The sequence below is a fragment of the Spirosoma migulaei genome (genome assembly GCF_054776855.1).
In genome coordinates, this window is the sequence record NZ_BAAHBG010000033.1 from 46,892 (window position 1) to 66,430 (window position 19,539).

Below are 19,539 nucleotides of genomic sequence, written 5' to 3' on the forward strand. Positions count from 1 at the left end.
TCAACTATGATGTTGGTTCTTCCGTATCAATTATCAATTTTTCATTATCCATTATGAATGCACCACCCCGCTGGGCCGATCGCCTTTTAGAAAGCTTCCTCTCTCCTCGCTTATTGGAGGATGTGCAGGGGGATTTGCATGAGGTGTTTTATAAACGTATTCAGGAAGTGGGTCTTTCTAAAGCCCGTCGGGAGTATAGATGGGCGGTGTTACATTATTTGAGGCCGTACTTTTTTAAATCGTTCCGGCGCTCCGACCAACCGACATCTAGTTACTACAGTACATATCCTCAACCCTCATTATTTCAGTTTGATATGATTCGCAATTATCTGAAAATCGCCTGGCGGAACATCGCCCACAACAAATCGTTTTCGGCTATCAATATCCTGGGCTTGGCCCTTGGAATGGCCTGTTGCTTCGTTATTGTGCTCTGGATTCAGGATGAACTCAGCGTAGACGCCTATCATGCCAACGGTCCGCAGCTTTATAATGTGATGGAGCGTCAGTTTTACGATGGCAAGGTAGAGGCTGGGAACGGGACCCCTGCTTTGCTTGCTGAGGAATTGAAAAAAGAATTTCCCGAAATCGCATATGCGGCCGGGCTCTCCTGGGAAGAAGAACGCACGTTTTTGGTGGGGGATAAGCTCAATAAAGAGAAAGGACGATGGGCGGGGGCCGATTGGTTTAAAATGTACAGTATTCCATTACTGGCTGGCACCGCCGAAACCGCCTTGAACGCGCCGACTACCATTGCGATCTCACAAAAACTAGCGCAAAACTATTTTGGTAGCCCGCAGGCGGCTATGGGTAAAAGCATTCGGATCGGCAACAAAGAGGATTATCAGGTTAGTGCCGTTTTTGATGTCCCGGCAGCCAGCTCGGTAACCTACGACTATCTGCTGAGTTGGAAGGACCTGCTAAATCATAACGAATGGTTGAAAGATTGGGGGACCAACGCGCTTGAAACCCGCATTCAGCTAGTTGTAGATCGGAATGGCGTACCTGCTGATCCGGCCCGTCTGGAAGCCAAGATGAAGTCGTTTCTGAAAAGCCGCAATCCGGGCATGACCAAGAGCGGTTCTGCTATTCAGCTTTTTCTGCAACCCTATCAGGAGGCTTATCTGTATTCCAATTTCAAGAACGGTTATCAGGATGGGGGGCGTATTGACTATGTACGGCTGTTTGGGATTGTGGCCGTTTTTATCCTGCTGATTGCCTGCATCAATTTTATGAATCTGGCAACAGCTCGCTCCGTTAAACGAGCCCGTGAGGTGGGCGTTCGAAAAGTGGTTGGTGCCGGGCGTGGCTGGCTAATCGGGCAGTTTATTGGCGAGGCTATGGTACTGACATGCATGGCTTTACTGATTGCGCTGGGCGCTGTCTGGCTGTTGCTGCCTACCTTCAATAGCCTGACGGAGAAGCATATTGCGTTTCATTTTACCGATGCTTCATTCTGGGTTATCCTGGTCGGGATGGCACTTGTTACGGGTTTGATTGCCGGAAGCTACCCTGCCCTCTTTCTATCGTCGCTAAACCCGATTCGGGTATTGAAAGGTACTGTACGATTTGGGGCAGGCGCGCGATTTTTCCGCCAGGGACTGGTGGTTTTTCAATTTGCCCTGTCGATATTGCTCATCATCGGAACCATCATCGTATACCGACAAATCGACTTTATTCAAACCAAGAATCTAGGATTTGATCGGGAGAGAATGCTTTATGTGTCGTCGGAGGGTGAGTTGGGTACTAAATACAATACGTTTAAGGAAGAGTTGTTGCAAATGCCGGGGATTCAGTCCGTAACCAAAATGGATGGCACACCCACCAATGGATTTGGAAGCACAGGAAATGTGCAGTGGCCTGGAAAAGACCCGAAAGCCAGCATTCAGTTTCAGTTCTCTAAGGTTGATTACGATTTCACGAAAACGTTGAAAGTAAAAGTTACCGGGCGAGATTTTTCGAAGGCTTTTGGGGCAGATTCGGCCAATTTCCTCATTAACGAAACGGCTGCCCGGCGGATTGGCTACAACAATCCAATTGGTAAACCGCTGACCATGTGGGGCAAAACCGGAATCATTGTGGGGGTTATTGCCGACTACCACCAAAGCTCGATGCATACCGCCATTGAACCATTCATCGCCAAATTAGGCGACGGGCAAATTATTATTGTGCGCGTTAAAACTGGCCAGACGAAACAGGCACTCGCGAGTCTGGAAGTGCTGGCTCGGCAACTAAATCCAAAGTTTCCGTTCCGGTACCGGTTTGCCGATGAAGCGTTTCAGACTTTGTACCGTAGCGAAACCGTTGTTGGATCGCTGGCTAACTACTTTGCCTTTCTGGCCATTTTCATTTCTTGTTTAGGATTGTTTGGTCTGGCGGCTTTTACTGCCGAACAACGCACAAAGGAAATCGGGGTTCGTAAGGTACTGGGCGCGTCGGTGGTGAGTGTCGTTGCGCTGCTTTCACAGGATTTTCTAAAACTGGTTCTGGTCGCTATCCTCATTTCGTCGCCACTTGCATGGTTTGGGATGAGTCGTTGGTTACAGGATTACGTCTACAAAATTGATCTTTCCTGGTGGATTTTTGCCTTGGCCGGATTGCTGGCAATCGGAATCGCATTGCTGACAATCAGTTTTCAGAGTATAAAAGCCGCCTTAATGAACCCGGTGAAGAGCTTGCGGAGTGAGTAGAGTGGTGATCACAGAAATAGGTATTGCAAACCCAGTACAAACAATAGTTCCTTGACAAGCGGCCTTTTGGTTAGTTGAACAGCTAATCAAAAGGCCGCTTGTCCGTTGGGGGACAATACGCTGTCCATTAACGGACAAATTTAACAGACCATAAGGCCGTAACATGTTCTGAATGGGCCATTTAGGCCATGTTAGTTGTTTGGCAATAGATTTGTACGATAAAATATAAACTAATACAAAAAAGCCATGCGTCGCACGTATTTAGGCGAGTTTGAGGAAGTGGTGTTGCTGATGGTCGCCATTTTGGATGGGGAAGGTTATGGGGTTACCGTCAGCCAGGCATTGGAGGAGCACACGGGTCGAATCGTAACGTTCGGCACGGTACACAATACCCTTATCCGCCTGGAAGAAAAAGGATTTGTGACTTCGGAATTAGGTGGAGGTACAACTGAACGGGGTGGACGGCGCAAGCGCCTGTTCCGGGTGACAGCCCTGGGCAGCCGGGCGCTTCAGGAAATTCAGCAACTCCGGCAGGAGCTTTGGCAACTAATTCCACCTAAAACGGTACAGTTAAGTGGTTTATGAACGTGCCTAATAAAATCCCGCCCCGCTGGGCTCACTGGCTCTTAACCAGACTTCACCCTAAGGAAACTCTGGAGGAAGTAGAGGGCGATCTGGATGAGCTGTACGTATACTGGTATCGTAAGGCGGGAAAAACACAAGCGACTTGGCGCTATGTGCTCAATGTAGTATCGGTGCTACCGCCCTTTGTGCGAAGACGAGAACACAAACAACACGAGTATCAACCTTCAAATTTGTACCCTGCTATGCTCCGTAATTATGTCATTGTTGCCTGGCGGAATCTTGTACGTCATAAGGCTTTTTCATTCATCAATATTACTGGGCTGGCCTTAGGCATGGCCTGCAATCTACTGATTGGTTTGTGGATGCACGATGAGCTTAGTTATGATCGTTTTTTTCCAGATGCCGAAAAGATCTACGTAGTTCATTATAATCTTGAGCGTAATGGCGAAGTGCTAACTACCTTATCGACCCCTGGCCCTTTGCAAGGGGTCATTCAAAAGGATATTCCACAGGTAGCCCATGTGACTAAGGTGGCCAACTGGCCAAATGTGCTGGTCAGAACAACCAACCCGACAGCAGACGAGAAACCGTCCAAAGAGCAAGGCTATTATGCCACCGAGGATTTCTTCAGCGTATTTGATGTGCCTACTTTATCCGGTCACCCCAAAGAGGCCTTAGCGAATCCGACTCATATCATTATTAGCCGTAAAATGGCCGAAAAATACTTTCCTCATGAGCCTGCGTTAGGAAAGCAATTGCAGCTTAATAATGATAAGCTCTACACGGTAGGGGCTGTTATTGAAAATTTACCAACCACATCGACACTGCAATTTGACTGGATTGCTAATTTCAGGACATTCGAGCAGGAGTGGATGAAAACCTGGGGAGATAACCCATTTCAAACCTACGTTCGCCTGAATCCACAAACAACATTGGCACAGGCTGAGGCAGCTATGAAGGGCATTTATGGTCGTTACACCGATTGGAAAAGTGCTAAAGAAGGCAGAATCTACCCCATTTTACAGCCCATCGTCGACCAGCATCTGTATTCGGTTTATCAGAATGGAAAATCAACTGGTGGACGTATCGAATATGTACGTATTTTTTCCCTTGTGGCTCTGTTCATTCTGGTTATTGCCTGTATCAACTTTATGAACTTATCCACGGCCCGGTCGGCGTTGCGGACTAAAGAAGTTTGCATTCGGAAGGTAGTTGGGGCTCGGCGTTTCGCTCTGGTGGGCCAATTCCTGAGCGAATCGATGGTAATGAGTCTGCTGGCGGCCGTTATCTCGTTGGGTATCGTCTGGTATGTCTTACCAACGTTTAATACATTGTTGGAAAAACAATTGGCACTTAACCTGATGAGTCCTGGGCTTTGGCTGGGCATCAGCGGGCTAATACTCATAACCGGTTTATTAGCTGGAAGTTATCCAGCCTTATTCTTGTCAGGTCTACCTCCGCTTCGTATTCTGAAGGGATTCCTGTCACTTGGCACTAATCCGGCAACGTTCCGTCAGGTGTTGGTTGTGTTTCAGTTTTCGCTGGCCGTTTTCCTGCTTGTCGGTATGCTAACGATTGGGCGACAAATGCGCTATTTGTATACGAAAAATCTCGGTCTGAATCGGATGGACGTTGTAGCGATTCCCTTGGAAGGGGATATTCTCAAATCAGGCCATCCAGAACCGTTCCGGCAGCAGTTGCTGCGATTGCCTACAGTAGCATCTGCCGTAACCGTTAACAAATTGCCTATCAACATCGATAGTGGTTCGGGTGATCTAAAGTGGTCCGGGAAAGACCCTGATAAACCAACGGAAGTTTCAGGTGATTTTGTCGGGACTGACTTTGCCAAAACCATGGCTATTCCTGTATTGGCTGGGCACGAGTTCAGGACTCATAATCGAATTGATTCGGGCGGATATATCCTTAATGAATCAGCGGCTAAACTGATGGGCATGGCTAATCCGATAGGCCAGGAAATAGAATTCTGGCGTGGTAAAGGCCCAATTATTGGTCTGATTCAGGATTTTCATTTGCAGTCGCTTCATCAGCCCATTACTCCGCTGATTCTGGCGTTCGACGACGGAAATGCTAGTTATGTGCTGGTAAAAATCCGTGCTGGTCAAACAGAGAGGGCACTCTCCGATATTGAGCGGCTCGTCAGGCAATTTAACCCGGATTACCCATTTAGTTATCAGTTTCTGGATAGTGCGTATGATAGCCTGTATAGAAGTGAGCAGCAGGTTAATAAATTGGTTGATGTATTCGGGTTGCTGGCCATGCTGATTTCATGTCTGGGATTGTTTGGACTCGTGGCTTACATGGCGGAGCGCCGAACCAAAGAAATCGGTATCCGGAAAGTATTAGGCGCATCTGTACCCGGCATTTTAGCCTTGCTGTCGAAGGATTTCCTTAAACTGGTTTTAATCGCTATTGTCATTGCTTCACCTCTTGCCTGGTGGGCTATGAATCGCTGGTTGCAGGAATTTGCTTACCGCATTGATGTGGAATGGTGGGAGTTTTCCCTGGCAGCTCTGCTGGCTATTGGTGTTGCTTTGTTAACGATCAGTTTCCAGAGCATTAACGCGGCTTTAGTGAATCCAGTGAAAAGCTTACGCAGCGAATAGCGTGGAGACGAGAACGCAGAAAAGGCATCCTACCCAGCTCCATGCTCCCTGCTTTAAACCCTAAAATGGTACGTTTACTACGACAGGCAAGAGCCAATCTTTTGGATACATTGAGACTGTAGTGGGTTTTATAACAAAATTAAACCAATGAAAATAACAGTATTGCTTTCTATAATGCTAACGCCCCTATGTTTTAGCGCTGGAGTAGCGCAGGTTCGTGAAACAAAGCTTTCCCTGACTAACACAGATGGACTAATACCAATTAATACAAAGGTATTTGTAGAGACTTACCTTGGTAAGCCAAGTGTTCGAGTCGTCGATTTGGGCAGTGTTATGACAGAAGTGTCCTATGCTAAAATTAAAAACAGTCGCTTCCAAAATGGCATAATCGAGTTGGAACTAGCTGGTAAACTCTTAAGTAATGCAGGTGAGCTTGCCCGTGGATTTGTGGGCATTGCATTTCGAATTGCCGACGATGATTCCAAATTTGAATGTATCTATTTGCGGCCAACCAATGGTCGGGCCGATGATCAGGTCCGACGAAACCACTCGGTGCAATACATTTCATACCCCGGCTTTCCCTGGCAGAAAAACCGAAAAGAAACACCAGAAAAGTATGAATCGTACGTGGATCTAGTAGAAGGCGAATGGACAAAAGTGAGGATTGAAATTCAGGGAGATAAAGCAAAACTGTACGTTCATGGGGCTGCACAGCCCACGTTAATCGTAAACGATCTGAAACACGGCCCGAATCAGGAAGGAGCAATTGGGCTTTGGGTTGGCCCAGGAACCGACGCTCATTTTAGGGACCTGGTGGTAACTCCCAAAGAGTAATCCCGTTGCCATGAAATCACCCCGCTGGGCCCACTGGCTCTTGACCCACCTGCATCCCGAAGAAACACTTGAGGAGGTTGAAGGCGATTTAGATGAACTCTACGCGTACTGGTATCAGCGGGCGGGCAAGACGCAGGCTACCTTGCGCTATGTGCTGAATGTGGTGTCGGTTTTACCGCCCTTTGTCCGCCAACGGAAAATTAGTAAACAAGGATACGAACAGACCTCAATTTTTAGCCCCGTTATGATCCGGAACTATTTTAAAATCGCTTTTAGAAATCTGCTGCTTAATAAAGCTTATTCGGCCATCAATATTGCCGGGTTGGCTATAGGCATGGTCGGCTGTCTGGCAATTGGCCTGTTTGTATGGGATGAATGGAAGTTCGATAAAACCATACCCGATAGCGAGAACATTTACCGCATTTATACCGAACGAACCAAAGACAATACAACCACTAAGGCAGCAGTTGTTGCTCCGGCTTACGCGAGCTTCCTGCAACAGCACTATCCTGAAGTGGATACAACTGCCCGGATATTGATGGCTCCCGATCGATTTTTGATGGATGTAGGCACCCAGAAAAACTATGAAGATAAAGGCTGGTTTGTGGAGTCGTCTTTTCTTCAGCTATTTGCTTTGCCACTAGAAAAGGAAGTGGTGACTGCTGACATTCTTGATATTCCGAGAACAATTATTCTTACCAGCGAACTGGCAAAAAAATATTTCGGAGAGGAGAATCCCGTTGGTAAAACCATCAAAATCAATACGTTTGATTATACCGTAAAAGGCGTGCTTGCGCCACTGCCGGATCATTTTCATCTGGATTTTCATTTCCTGATGTCTTTCTCCAGTGTGGGTATCCCGCCAAGCCGAATGGAAAGGTGGACCTGGAACCAGTTTTATACCTATGTAAAAGTAAAACCGGGAACGGATATTGGGCTCCTGCAAAACAAATTACAGGGGTATGTAAAAACCGAAATCATCAAACCCGGCGATACGGTCATGCTCCCTTTTTTTCAGCGGCTCCAGGCTATTCATCTTGGCTCGGCTGATTTTACCTTTGACAATGCCATCCGTGGCAATGAAAGCTATGTAAACGCATTGATGATCGTAGCGCTGTTTGTGCTTGTTATTGCCTGTTTCAATTTTATCAACCTGGCTACAGCCGTATCGTTCCGAAGAGCCAGAGAAATCGGAGTCAGAAAAGTAGTTGGTGCAGGACGCTGGCAACTCGTTTTTCAATTTCTGGGCGAAACGATATTGGTGGCCATAATGGCTATGCTCATTGCGTTAATCGCTATGTTGATCGTCGTTCCAGCCTTGAATCGTTTCACCGACAAAGCAATAGCCTTTAACCCGTTCACAGATCCGCAACTGTGCCTGTTGCTCCTGGGGGCAACCCTATTGGTGGGTATACTGGCGGGGAGCTATCCAGCCATCATTGTATCTGGTTTCCAGCCGGTGAAGGTGTTGAAAAATATACAACTATCCCGCAACGGTACACCCTGGCTTAGGCAGGTGCTGGTTGTTGTGCAGTTTGGGCTTTCTTCATTGCTTATTATTTCAACTCTTGTCGTGTTCAGGCAAACCCAGTATATGAACAATAAGGATCTGGGGTTTAGTAAAGAACAGCTTATCTATTTTCAGGCACAGGGCGATGTAGCCGGGAAAGGGCTGGAAACCTTTAAAAACGAACTCAGACGTTCTCCCAATGTAATTGCTGTTACATCGGGCTATGGCCTTCCGGGCGACCAGTTTGCGGGGGACGGTGTTACACTTCCAGGCAGGAATGGCGGAAAAGACTATTCCGTAAATATGTTTGTTGGCGATCATAACTACCTGAAAACAGTTGGGTTACAGCTTATTGCTGGTAGGGATTTTTCAAAAGACATGTCGACAGATGTGCAGGAAGCCTTTATCATTAACGAAACCGCTGTAAAGGAGTTTGGCTTTAGCTCCCCTGAGAAAGCATTGGGCCAGCGAATAAATTGGCACGAATGGGCACCCACCGACACGACTAATCCGATTAAAAAAGGAAAGATAATAGGGGTAGTCAGAGATTTTCACTACAAAAGCCTTCATGAGAAAGTTACGGCTGCCGTGATCCACATGGTGCCGCAGGAACTGTTTAAAGTGGCAGTAAAAGTCAGAGAGGCCGATATGCAGAAAACGATAGCGTATATCAACACCGTATGGAACAGGTTCTCCCGCAACTTTCCTCTGGATTATAAGTTCATGGACGAGACCTATGGGAAAATGTACAGTATTGAAGAAAAACTATCCGAGCTGCTCTGGCTATTCGCGGTCCTTGCCATCATTGTAGGTTGTATGGGATTGTTCGGGCTTGCCGCATTCAGCGTGGAACAGCGTGTCAAAGAAATTGGTATCCGGAAAGTACTGGGAGCCAGTGTGCTAACAATCATGGGGCTGTTGTCAAGAAATTTTATCATACTGGTTTTCCTGGCTTCCGTTATCGCCACGCCCATAGCCTGGTGGACCATGAGTAGCTGGCTGAACGACTTTCCATATCGGATTTCCATCGACTGGTGGATATTCGCCTTAGCTACCCTGATGGCGGTAGGGATTGCTCTATTGACGGTCAGTTTCCAGAGTATGAAAGCGGCTTTAATGAACCCGGTGAAGAGTTTGCGGAATGAATAAGCCCTACAACAGGATTTTTTTAACTGACCCCCTTACAACGTAAAAAGAATACGTTGTAAGGGGGTTAACATTGCGCTGGGATGTATCGTGAAGGCGTCTTTACTCATGCCTACCCGAAATTCTAACTACATAGATAAATTACCTTAAACAACCCGAACAAAGCCAAATGGAAACGCCCAACGCAACGATTAAAAATGCCTGGCCTTACCAGCAGGATAAGATGAATTTGCCAGTTCCTGATCTGGAGGCAGCGATCCCATTTTACGAAACGATTATGGGGTTTCGGGTGGTTTCCCGACAAGACAGCCCCTATAAATCAGCTACGATAGATAAGGATGGATTTCAGATTGGGCTGGCCGAAAATGGAGGTGATCCAACCCAGGATGGCTGTTTCTTTGAAGTAGATGATGTTGAAAAGGCATTCGCGGAATTAAAGGCAAATGGGCTGGAAAAAAGCGAACCGAAATTTGATCATCAAACCTATGGCACTACTGAATGGAAAGTCTTTTTTGTTGTTGCGCCAGATGGGCTTTGCTACTGCTACGGCGAGCGACAAAACTGATTGCTCGAGGTGGGCTTTTATACACGGACTGAAGCCCATGGGTATGATCAAAGCATCCTAGACAGCACTGCTCTAGTCTGGGTTCTCTGCCTGCCGTACGCGGGGGCTTTTAATTTGTTTCCGGCCCAATTTGAATGAGCCTGTAAGGCGGAGATTCTGGTTCTGGTAACGTGTCGTTTGACGCTGATGGAAGGCGTTGGTGGTAATTACTTCATCAATGAAGGTGTATCGTGACAGGGGTGTGTCCATCCGAAGGCTCAGGTTAAATCGATCGTCGGCCGATTTTTTACTGAACGTCAGGCTGTAGTATTTCCAACCGCTCCGATAGCCCTGTAACTGGATGCTGTTTGCATCGAAGAACCCATAGAAGTCGATACTATAGCCTTTGGGTAGTTTATGGCTGTAGTTCAGAACGAATTGGCGCATCAGACCACTATTGGTCAGTTGCATAATAGGACTCTCCAACTGGACGTACTGCGTGGTCAATGTACCACCCAGGCTAATTTTGGGAGTGGGTTTCCAGGTTAGATTGACCGACACACCCAGTCGTTTATTTCGGCCAATATTTTGAAAGGTGGTTTCAAAAACACTATCGGGCCGGGCCGTTCGGATGGTCTCGATGCTGTTTTGGTTGTGGTTGTAAAACAGGGCGATATCGGTAAATAACCGGGTGCCATTTCGGGAATAGCTAAGCTGATATCGGCGGGTAATTTCAGGCTGGAGGTAGGGGTTGCCGAATTGAATATTGAGCGAATCGCTCCGGTTTACGGTTGGGTTCAGGTACGAGAAATAGGGGCGAACCAGCTTCACCGTATACCCCAGTTTTAGCGTACTTTTCTGGTTCAGATTTCTACTAATCAGCAAGTTGGGGGCAAGGTTCTGAAAAGAAGGCAGCTCTAGTAGATTGTCTTTAAAGGAGGCCGCCAAGTTTGTTTTTTCATAACGTAGTCCGGCCATCAATTGCCAGGTTTTTAGCTGGAAACTCAAATTGGCATACAGCGCATAAATCGAGCTCTGGTACGAAAACCCGTTTGACCGGATCACGTCGTTCGCGAAGTCCTGATTGGCAAAATCATAAATCCCAAACCGACTGTCGCTTTTCAGGTTTTTACGTGTGAGTTTACCGCCGGTTTCCCATTTTAATTTATCCGTAAATAATTGAGTATAATCTGCCTGAATAAGCAGGTCGTGGTTCAGGGTTTTCCCATAGAAGTTTTCTTTATAAGGAGTCTGGGCTACCTGCTCCATATCGTAGCGATTGGTACCATTGAACAGATAATACATTCCCAATAGCGAGAATTCGCGTTTCGGTGATCCGTTTTGCTTATCTGCTGAATTTCTGGTGTAGCCTGCCGAAAACGTGCTGCCGTTGTTGCTAAAGGGGCTTTCGATTCTTCGTTGAAACGTAGGCGTAATCTGCTCATTAGCTATTGTGTAATTAGCTGAAAGCAGGTGCGTCTGATAAGGCGACCTGCGCAGTCGATAGCCCATAGTAAGCGTGTTTAACGTATCGAGGCTATATAACAGACTGGCTCCACCATAGACGTAGTTGCCGGATTGCCGGGATTCGTTTTTCTGGATGATGCGGAACGGGCCTGTTTCGCGTTCCAGCACGGAGCCATTACGGTTCCAGTAGGGTTGGTAGTATCCATCCAGTTTCGCCAGCCATTTTCCGTACTTACTTTGTATGTTCCCCATCAGGATTTCGCTTCGGTTCCCCAAAACAGCACTTATAGTGCCATTTGTGGCATTATCACGGTTTTTTCGGGTGATGATGTTTACCACGCCATCCGTACCTTCTGTATCGTATCGGGCAGACGGGTGCGTGATGAGTTCAACCTTGACAATACTTTCACCGGAGATCGACTTTAACGCATCGGCCACCGACGAAGCATACAGGTCGGACGGTTTGCCATCAATGAAGACTCGAATATTGGAACTCCCTCGCATGGAAAGTCCACCGGTTGCATCGACCGAAAGCAGCGGCACCTTGCGCAACACATCCGATGCATCGCTTCCCGCAATAGAAGGCAGACTCTCCGCATTGAATGTAATGCCGTCGACCTGCTGTTCAATCAGCGGTTTTTGCCCTCTAACCGTTATTGCCTGTAGGTTTGTTACATCCTGATGGACGGCAATAATACCTAAATTCTGGGTAGGGTGTTGAGTCTGTATCGTCCATACATTCGTTTGGGTTGGCCGATACCCTACAGCACTAAACGCAAGAGAATACGTGCCCAATGGAAGGTTGTTAAATACAAAATGGCCCAGGCTGTCGGTTAGCGTACCATCGACCAATTTAGTTTGCTGAAACAGCGAAATGGTTGCCAACGGAATGGCCTTTCTTGTGATAGAATCAGCAAAAGTACCTGTTACAGATCCCAGACTATCAACGAATTGCGCCTTCAACGCTTGCGTACCAGATGAGTATAGAAGTAGAATGAAAACGATGCGCTTCATAAGTAGGTAGTTTATTAGGAATCACGCAACGGTATTATAATCAGGGCAATAGTTGGCCAGCCCTATCTACTGAAAGGGGGCCAAGGCGACTAAATCAGGTCCTATGATTTACTGATTCGCTGGGTAGTTCGGGATATTCCTGCCGAGGTAGATATGCCGTTCGGCTTTATACATGTTGCCTACATCCTTGAGTTTCAGTATGCCACTTCCACCCCGATTCTCCAGTTTCTGCCGGGCCGAAGTCGTTAGCAGCGGGTCATCATCGAACAAGTATTCATCAATGTAATATTCGTTGAGCCCCGGCTCTTTCACCGTGATGTGAATATGGGCTGGATCGGTACGGCCAGGGTAGGACGCTGGCCGAAGTGTAACAAATTTGTATTCTCCTTTTTCGTTAGTACGCATCCAGCCACGGATGTACCCATGCCGCTTTGCCCAGCCTTTTTCATCACCTTTTTTTGGATAATGGCCCGTTTCATCGGTATGGTAGATGTATAGCATAACGCCCGACGCGGGTGTTTTTCCATCGGCCTTATAAACGATTCCATTTATCCCAAGAGGCTTCTTCCCATCCCATGATGCATCCGGCATTTTTAGGAAGCTATCCAGTTTGTCGAAGGGAACCGGACTCTCCAGAATGGCTTCACACCCTTCGCAGGGGCCGCCAACTTTATTATCCTGTCCTAGTACGTTCAGCGTAATAGATAGCATGGCGAGAAGCAGAATTAACCAGTGATTTTTCATTGTATGAGCTGTTGAAATGGTTCAGGTTATCAGCACGTTGGCCGATACGCCAGTAAAGCAACGGCAAGCGTTCTTCATCCCAAAAAATAATAGACCAACGATCAGAAAAATAGACGAGTTGCGGACGTCAATTCCCTTTCTCTACTTTTTTGGTCGTTGGTCGATATAATTTTCAGGGTGTTTTTCTTTTGCGTTCATTTACAGTGTAGTAGCCTGGACGGCCACATCCGGGTTTGACATACATAGTATTCTCCCGGACGTGGCCGTCCAGGCTAGCAGTTTATGGACTTTCTGGACAGACGAGTGAAAATTCCACTCTCAAACCGAACCATCCCGGTTAAATATGCGCTGGTGCATACGGCCTATTGGGTATTGATTACGGGCTTTTTTCTGTACGAGAAACGATACCTGATTTACAAGGCCGGGTTGCCTTATTTTGCGGCTTGTGTACTTGTTCGGGTTGGGTTGCTAATTGGGATTGCGTACCTTAATCTGCATTATTTTTTACCCCGTTATCTATTGACAGGGCGTTATCTTCGCTATTTCTCACTCGTACTTTTGTCTATACTCTGCTATCTGTTAGTACAGAGTTTTTACGATTTTATCATTTACGGATTCGTTATTGCCCCAACCCGTAACCGCGACTGGATCGAAACACTATCCTATAATTTCTTTAGCACCCTTTGGTATCTGGGGCTGATGGTCCCGCTGAAACTAAGTATCGACTGGTACGAGCAGCAGCGTATAATTCAGAAGATTACGGTTGAGAAACTGCAGGCCGAACTGAATTTCCTTCGGTCGCAGGTGAACCCTCATTTTTTGTTCAATATCCTGAATAATCTCTATGCGCTGACGCTCAAAAAATCTGATCTGGCCCCGGATATGGTCCTGAAGTTATCCGAAATGATGGAGTATATGCTCTATGATAGCGATGATGTTCGGGTACCCCTCGAAAAGGAGATTGGCTATTTGCAGAATTACATCGAGCTGGAAAAAATCCGTTGTGGAGACCATTCAGACATTGCGCTCACTATCACCGGAAACCCAAACGGGCGTGAAATTGCGCCACTTTTACTGCTGCCTTTAGTTGAAAATGCGTTTAAGCACGGAGTTGGTAAACAGGTAGGGAAATCTTGGCTACATGGCACACTGACGCTCAAACCAACGGCAATGGAAATAACGATAGAAAACAACAAGCCAGCTGTCGGCCCAAACGGAAAGAAAGGGGGAATTGGTCTTGTCAATCTTCGGAAACGCCTGGAATTACTCTATCCCGGACGCTATACACTTCAAACAGAAGATGGGTTTGATACGTACAAGGCCGCTTTATGTATCTCATTTGCTGACAATAAACTTTAAAAATATAAACGCAAAGTGCACGCAAATTACTTCTCTGCGCTCTTTGCGTTTACTCCTTTTTTACCATGTTAAACTGCATACTCATTGATGATGAGGCACTGGCTCGTGACGTGCTGGAAGGCTATCTCAGCCGATTGGATTTTATTGGGCCTGTGCACCAGTTCGGCAATGCGTACGATGCGCTTTTGTATCTGGAAAATCACGAAGCTGATATACTATTTCTGGACATTGAGATGCCCGGCATGAACGGCCTTGATTTTCTGAAAATACTGCCTCATCCGCCCATTACAGTTTTTACAACAGCTTACCGCGATTACGCATTTGAAGGGTTTGAGTTAGGCGTTATCGACTTTTTACTAAAACCCATTTCGTATCCACGGTTTGTCCAGACCATCCATAAAATTCGTGATTTTTTATCCCTGAAAGAACAAAACGCCCGACTGGAAGACAACCCTGCCAGTGATTTGTCGACGTCCATATTTGTGAAAAGTGGTGTGCAACGGATCAAATTGACTGTTGATGACGTGGTGTATATTCAGGGGCTGAAAGATTATGCTATTATCTATACAACAACCGGCAAAATTGTTCTAAAAGGCTCCATTAAAGCCATGCATGACATTTTTCCCCGGGAACAGTTTATTCGCGTCCACAAATCCTTCATAGTAGCAGTTGCGCGAATCACCCGGATCGAACGCAACCGATTGGTGTTGACCGGTTCGTCGAAAGATAGCAGTCCAATTCCGATTGGCCGGAATTATAAGGAAGACGTTGAAAAAGCATTGACCAACCCCCGATCGTAAATGGATCACGCCCTAAACAAGTTTAGGGTGTGATCCCACCCACTCGGATGGTTAGTGTGGCCATATCATCTTCGCCATTTGTAAACCCGTTATTGGGTGTAGAGTCTGGGTCCAGCGGAGTAGCCGCTTCGATTTGAGCCTGAAGGACTTTGTTCCCGGCTGCTGTAGACGTAATGGTAAAGGTGAGTACGGATACCCCGCCCGCAGGAATACTGGCTATCGTACCGCGAACCGTGTTGCTAACCAAACTCATGTTCGGGCTGCTGACAAATGATATACCAGCTGGTAAGAGGCAGCCAATCTGTACGTTTTGCGCTGTCAGAGCTCCCGTATTCTTTACAATCAGGCTTATGGAAACAGGTACATTCGACAGGCTTGCCAGACTGTTTGTCATTAATCGTAAACTCAGGTCAGCTTTGTTAGGATCAGCAAAGGGTTGTGCACTGACAACCGCAGGTAACACCGGCGCATTTGGGGAGGTGGCAACCGTAAATACTGATGCTGTACTTTCGGGTGTACGGAAGTCTACCCAGGCTGCATCGTCTTCGCCATCACTAATACTGGTATTTGGTCGCGAGTCCTGATCCAACTGATCAGCCCGAACGATTTCGCTGGCTACCTGATAAGAGCCGGGCAACTGGGGCCGGGCTGTAAAAGATAACGTAGTTCGTTGACCAGTAGCCAGACTAGGAATGGAGGCCAGTAGGCTACCCTGAACGAGAGACATTGATGAACTCCCCGTAAATTGAAGATGATCAGGTAAAAAGCTACGTACCTTTACATTTGTGGCAGTTGCTTTACCTTCATTCACAACGGTTACTGTAAAAGGAATATCCTGGTTTACTGCGTTTACCCGAGTAGCTGCCTGAGCTATCAGACTAAGATCACTTACGGTTGGTGGCTGGGCTGCCAGGCTTGTCATTGCCCAGACTGCACTTGTCAGGGCTGTATCCCAGGCCTTGGATAGGCGGGTAAGACCAGCTCCCTGAAAATAAGTGCCGCCGGGCCTGGGTATCTGGATTGTATCGGTAATGGGGCCCGCCAGCACTTGTGCCGTTGTTTGTATAACCTCATTTTGACGGTTTGTGACGGGTTCGTAACTTCCGGATGGGTATAAAAGGCTTGTCGTATTATCAACCGAAGCTCGGGCAACTATCCATGGAAGTTGGGCAAAACCGGCATCAGACCGACTTCGATTGATCATAGCTTTTAAATCGGTTGCATAATTTGTTGCCTGTGGGTTGCTTGAGTAGTATTCGCTTTCACCCTGTTGCCATAATATGGCTCGTAAACCTGTCAGGGGAATATAATCCTTCAGGACTCGTTTAAGATTACTATAGGGCATACCTGCTGGCATGGGGGTTCCATCAAGGCTATTCGTATTCCCCTGTTCCATGCTTTCCCGCCAGTTACGAACGGTTGTGCCTGCCCAGGCTGTGTTGTAAAACAGAACGGGCACATTTAGCCGAGTGGTCAATAAATCCCCTAATTCACTCCAGCACCAGGCTGTATTACCGTGTGGACCAATCGGTTTATCGGCGGCCAGCGTGCTGAACAGGGGAGGTAGCGGAAGCCGGGTTGTGTCGGTATAATTGACATGAGGAACACAACTTACGCGGTCGTCGGTCGTGGATACAACGGACCGGATCGGATTAATCCCCTGTGCATTAGCCTCCCCTGCAATAACAAACACTTCCCCTACGCCAACAGGGGTTACCCGGATGTGGCTGATCACCTTATTTTGGACAATGGCCTGTATGTCCAGATTATACCAGCCACCAGTTGCCGTAACAGAGCCAGAGAACGTACCATTAGCAGGTTGATTGTCCAATACGACAAATGCATCGCTGTTTTGTCCATAACCCGATACTACTGGCGAAACCCTGATCTCAACACGTTCGGTTTGGGCTGGACATAATCCCTTTATATTGATTTGGCCGGTGTTGGCATTGTTTCTCTGAAATACAGCCCGAGGACTTGGGAAAACGACTTTGAGCGACGTCCCCGATGTGGTCACTGGCGTTGTAGATGGATAGAGCCGATCTTTTGGAATATAAACCGCCTGTGTGGTACCTGGTACAATCCATTGCAATCGGAGCTGGGCATTGTACCAGTACTGTAACAAATCAACCCGAATGTCGTACCGCTGATTTGCCTGCAAGCTGATTTGCCCTTTTATGTAGAAAGGCCATGCGTGAGCCGCTATATCGTCAATTACGAGCTGCCCATTTATCCAGACACGGATGGCGTCGTCGTAGCTGGTTTTAATCGTATACGTACCCGTAACCGGAGCTTCTACCTGACCGGTCCAGCTGGTGATCCAGTCACGGATTGGCATATAGGGGGTAGGGCCTGTATCAAACCACGTCATATCCAGCGGCCCATCCACTTGCGTAAATAAGGCCGTGCCATTGGGATCTGAACCACTCATATAGCGCCCGGTTAGCCCTGTGCCCGTTTTTTTGGGATAAGTTGGTGCAAAAACTGTAATCGGTGGGCTAAGTGTAGACGATGTTGCCGATGACACAATCCGGGTTTGGTAGGTTCCTGCCGTCAGATTATCCGGGAGCGTAACACGTAAAGGCTGGGTATTTCCCACGCCCAGATTGGTGACAAACTGACCACTCGAAGAAACTAACTGAGCTGTATAGGTAACCCCTGATTCGGGGCCATCCGGCGCTTCGTCAAGAAAAGGTATAACCAAATGGCCACCCTGATATTGGTAGGCTGGCTGGGGCAGGCCAACCGTGATCCGGGGCGCATCCTGAGGTAATGTGTAAGGGGGAGACTGCTGGAAGAAACTGGTGGTGAGAGCCTGATTCCAGAGTTCGGCCAGTTGCGGATAAAAGGAAGTCAGGAAGTGAGTACCTTCCTGCCGGTAGCTGTTATCATACAGATCCGTATTAGGCCCTGCATAGCAATACGGAACCTGAGAAATCAGTTGATTCTGTGCCTGAACTATAGCAGGGTCAGGGCTACCGTCAATCCAGGAAGCCCGCGCAATGACCCAGGGCACCGTTGAAACGCCTATGTCCTGACGACTGACCTCGATGAGTTTTTGGATGTTGCTGATATAATCTGAAGCGGGCTTGCCTTTGTCGGATTCTCCCTGATGCCAAAGAATAGCCCGAAGGCCCGTTCTGCGCACGTAATGATTCAAGGTTGCCTTAATTGCCCGATAAGGTCGTAAATCTTCAGCTCCGTCCCACTGGTTACTCTCTGGAATAATAAGTCCCTCTGCCGATTGTCGCCATTGAAGGGAGGAAGTACCTGCCAAAGCGGCTCCATACAGTAAAACAGGCACGCCTAGTTTCTGCACAAGTTTATCCCCCAGCATGCCATAGAAATAAAGAGAATTAGTTGGACCTGGACGAGTGAAGCTGGATAATTGGCTAAACGCTAGCGGAAAACGATATTCGGTAATCTGACCATCATAATAATTAAGACAGGAAACCCGATCATCAGAAGCACCAACTGTATAGGGTCCCCCTTGTGCATTTGATTGGCCCGAGGCAAGTAGAACTTCGCCTACACCTACCCGTTGAATTCGTTTGATACCAAGGCTTGTTGTGCCGTTAAATGCTTCGGCTTCCAGGTCATACCAGCCTCCCTGAACCGAAAGAATTTTACCTGAAATGGCCCCATTTGCAGGCGTAAAGGTCGACCATCCCGTAGTTGTTCCACCCTGGCGTACAATTAATCGTACTTTCATCTGAGTGACAGATGAAGTTACAACCGCATGAAATGGAACCGCTGCCTGATTCGAATTGTCTCGCTGGAAAACGATTCTGGATACCGGGAAATTAAGCTGGAATTGGCCAGAAACAAGGGTGGGAATGAGCAAGAAAAGCCATAGAAATAAGCGTACTCCAGAGGCCTTATTTACGTCTTTGTAATTGTTAATCATATGAGTCTATTTTAGTGTGGAAAGCAATTTTTAGATTCACTGAAAACGGTGAAAAATGGGCTAATGTCGGTTTTCCCTTCTAGGGGTTTAATGGATTTGGCATGATATTTGGCAACATGCTTATGTCAGCTTACACTGTTTTTTTTCTTTGTCAGCTGAGGATTAGTCAGAAATTCCAGCTGATTTGACTATGGACAATGGTTAAATAAATAGTAATAGCTAGATTTTTGTATAAATTAATTGTATTCACTATACTCTTATGGGTATATTTAATGGGTATTATTCTTGTGGTATAAGCCTGTTAGTTTTGAAGGGTTA

11 protein-coding genes are annotated in these 19,539 nt (G+C 47.1%); 8 read left to right on the forward strand and 3 right to left on the reverse strand.

Annotated elements, in window-relative coordinates:
* Positions 1-53: 53 nt before the first annotated feature.
* The 6 genes from ACYVGO_RS30010 to ACYVGO_RS30035 all read left to right on the forward strand — a co-directional run bounded on the left by ACYVGO_RS30010 (position 54) and on the right by ACYVGO_RS30035 (position 9,951).
* Positions 54-2,687, forward strand: a complete 2,634-nt coding sequence (locus ACYVGO_RS30010) for an ABC transporter permease (RefSeq protein WP_460972469.1) — start codon at positions 54-56, stop codon at positions 2,685-2,687.
* A 246-nt stretch (positions 2,688-2,933) separates the two neighbouring features.
* Positions 2,934-3,272 carry a PadR family transcriptional regulator gene (locus tag ACYVGO_RS30015; protein WP_460972470.1) on the forward strand — a complete coding sequence of 113 codons (339 nt, stop codon included), beginning with the start codon at positions 2,934-2,936 and terminating at the stop codon, positions 3,270-3,272.
* Positions 3,269-5,896 carry an ABC transporter permease gene (locus tag ACYVGO_RS30020; protein WP_460972471.1) on the forward strand — a complete coding sequence of 876 codons (2,628 nt, stop codon included), beginning with the start codon at positions 3,269-3,271 and terminating at the stop codon, positions 5,894-5,896. Before ACYVGO_RS30015 ends, ACYVGO_RS30020 begins: the two co-directional genes overlap by 4 nt.
* A gap of 147 nt (positions 5,897-6,043) precedes the next feature.
* Positions 6,044-6,730: a hypothetical protein gene (locus ACYVGO_RS30025; RefSeq protein ID WP_142774783.1), complete on the forward strand. Its 687-nt coding sequence runs from the start codon at positions 6,044-6,046 to the stop codon at positions 6,728-6,730.
* A gap of 10 nt (positions 6,731-6,740) precedes the next feature.
* The gene (locus tag ACYVGO_RS30030; RefSeq protein ID WP_460972472.1) at positions 6,741-9,389 is read left to right on the forward strand and encodes an ABC transporter permease; all 2,649 of its coding nucleotides are present in this window, start codon (positions 6,741-6,743) and stop codon (positions 9,387-9,389) included.
* A 166-nt stretch (positions 9,390-9,555) separates the two neighbouring features.
* Positions 9,556-9,951, forward strand: coding sequence for a VOC family protein (locus ACYVGO_RS30035; protein ID WP_460972473.1), 396 nt, complete (start codon positions 9,556-9,558; stop codon positions 9,949-9,951).
* Between the two features lie 72 nt (positions 9,952-10,023).
* Here the strand turns inward: ACYVGO_RS30035 and ACYVGO_RS30040 are convergent, their stop codons facing one another.
* Both ACYVGO_RS30040 and ACYVGO_RS30045 read right to left on the reverse strand, forming a co-directional pair.
* Entirely contained in the window at positions 10,024-12,411 is a 2,388-nt protein-coding gene (locus ACYVGO_RS30040) for a TonB-dependent receptor domain-containing protein (protein ID WP_460972474.1), read from the reverse strand.
* A 108-nt stretch (positions 12,412-12,519) separates the two neighbouring features.
* The gene (locus ACYVGO_RS30045; protein ID WP_460972475.1) at positions 12,520-13,155 is read right to left on the reverse strand and encodes a dioxygenase family protein; all 636 of its coding nucleotides are present in this window, start codon (positions 13,153-13,155) and stop codon (positions 12,520-12,522) included.
* 282 nt (positions 13,156-13,437) lie between these two features.
* On the opposite strand from ACYVGO_RS30045, the gene ACYVGO_RS30050 reads away from it, so the two are divergent.
* Positions 13,438-14,514, forward strand: a complete 1,077-nt coding sequence (locus ACYVGO_RS30050; protein ID WP_460972476.1) for a sensor histidine kinase — start codon at positions 13,438-13,440, stop codon at positions 14,512-14,514.
* A gap of 65 nt (positions 14,515-14,579) precedes the next feature.
* Positions 14,580-15,314 (forward strand): LytR/AlgR family response regulator transcription factor, encoded by a 735-nt coding sequence (locus ACYVGO_RS30055; RefSeq protein WP_460972477.1) that lies wholly within the window; start codon positions 14,580-14,582, stop codon positions 15,312-15,314.
* A gap of 22 nt (positions 15,315-15,336) precedes the next feature.
* Here the strand turns inward: ACYVGO_RS30055 and ACYVGO_RS30060 are convergent, their stop codons facing one another.
* On the reverse strand, positions 15,337-19,026 hold the full coding sequence (locus tag ACYVGO_RS30060) for a sialate O-acetylesterase (protein ID WP_460972478.1): 3,690 nt from the start codon (positions 19,024-19,026) through the stop codon (positions 15,337-15,339).
* Positions 19,027-19,539 lie beyond the last annotated feature (513 nt).

What these genes read in the sequence shown, in the direction of transcription:
- ACYVGO_RS30015 (WP_460972470.1), top strand. Translation starts at nt 2,934, where the DNA reads ATGCGTCGCACGTATTTAGGCGAGTTTGAGGAAGTGGTGTTGCTGATG.
- ACYVGO_RS30035 (WP_460972473.1), top strand. Translation starts at nt 9,556, where the DNA reads ATGGAAACGCCCAACGCAACGATTAAAAATGCCTGGCCTTACCAGCAG.
- ACYVGO_RS30050 (WP_460972476.1), top strand. Translation starts at nt 13,438, where the DNA reads ATGGACTTTCTGGACAGACGAGTGAAAATTCCACTCTCAAACCGAACC.
- ACYVGO_RS30025 (WP_142774783.1), top strand. Translation starts at nt 6,044, where the DNA reads ATGAAAATAACAGTATTGCTTTCTATAATGCTAACGCCCCTATGTTTT.
- ACYVGO_RS30020 (WP_460972471.1), top strand. Translation starts at nt 3,269, where the DNA reads ATGAACGTGCCTAATAAAATCCCGCCCCGCTGGGCTCACTGGCTCTTA.
- ACYVGO_RS30030 (WP_460972472.1), top strand. Translation starts at nt 6,741, where the DNA reads ATGAAATCACCCCGCTGGGCCCACTGGCTCTTGACCCACCTGCATCCC.
- ACYVGO_RS30060 (WP_460972478.1), bottom strand. Translation starts at nt 19,026, where the DNA reads ATGAAAGTACGATTAATTGTACGCCAGGGTGGAACAACTACGGGATGG.
- ACYVGO_RS30055 (WP_460972477.1), top strand. Translation starts at nt 14,580, where the DNA reads ATGTTAAACTGCATACTCATTGATGATGAGGCACTGGCTCGTGACGTG.
- ACYVGO_RS30010 (WP_460972469.1), top strand. Translation starts at nt 54, where the DNA reads ATGAATGCACCACCCCGCTGGGCCGATCGCCTTTTAGAAAGCTTCCTC.
- ACYVGO_RS30045 (WP_460972475.1), bottom strand. Translation starts at nt 13,155, where the DNA reads ATGAAAAATCACTGGTTAATTCTGCTTCTCGCCATGCTATCTATTACG.
- ACYVGO_RS30040 (WP_460972474.1), bottom strand. Translation starts at nt 12,411, where the DNA reads ATGAAGCGCATCGTTTTCATTCTACTTCTATACTCATCTGGTACGCAA.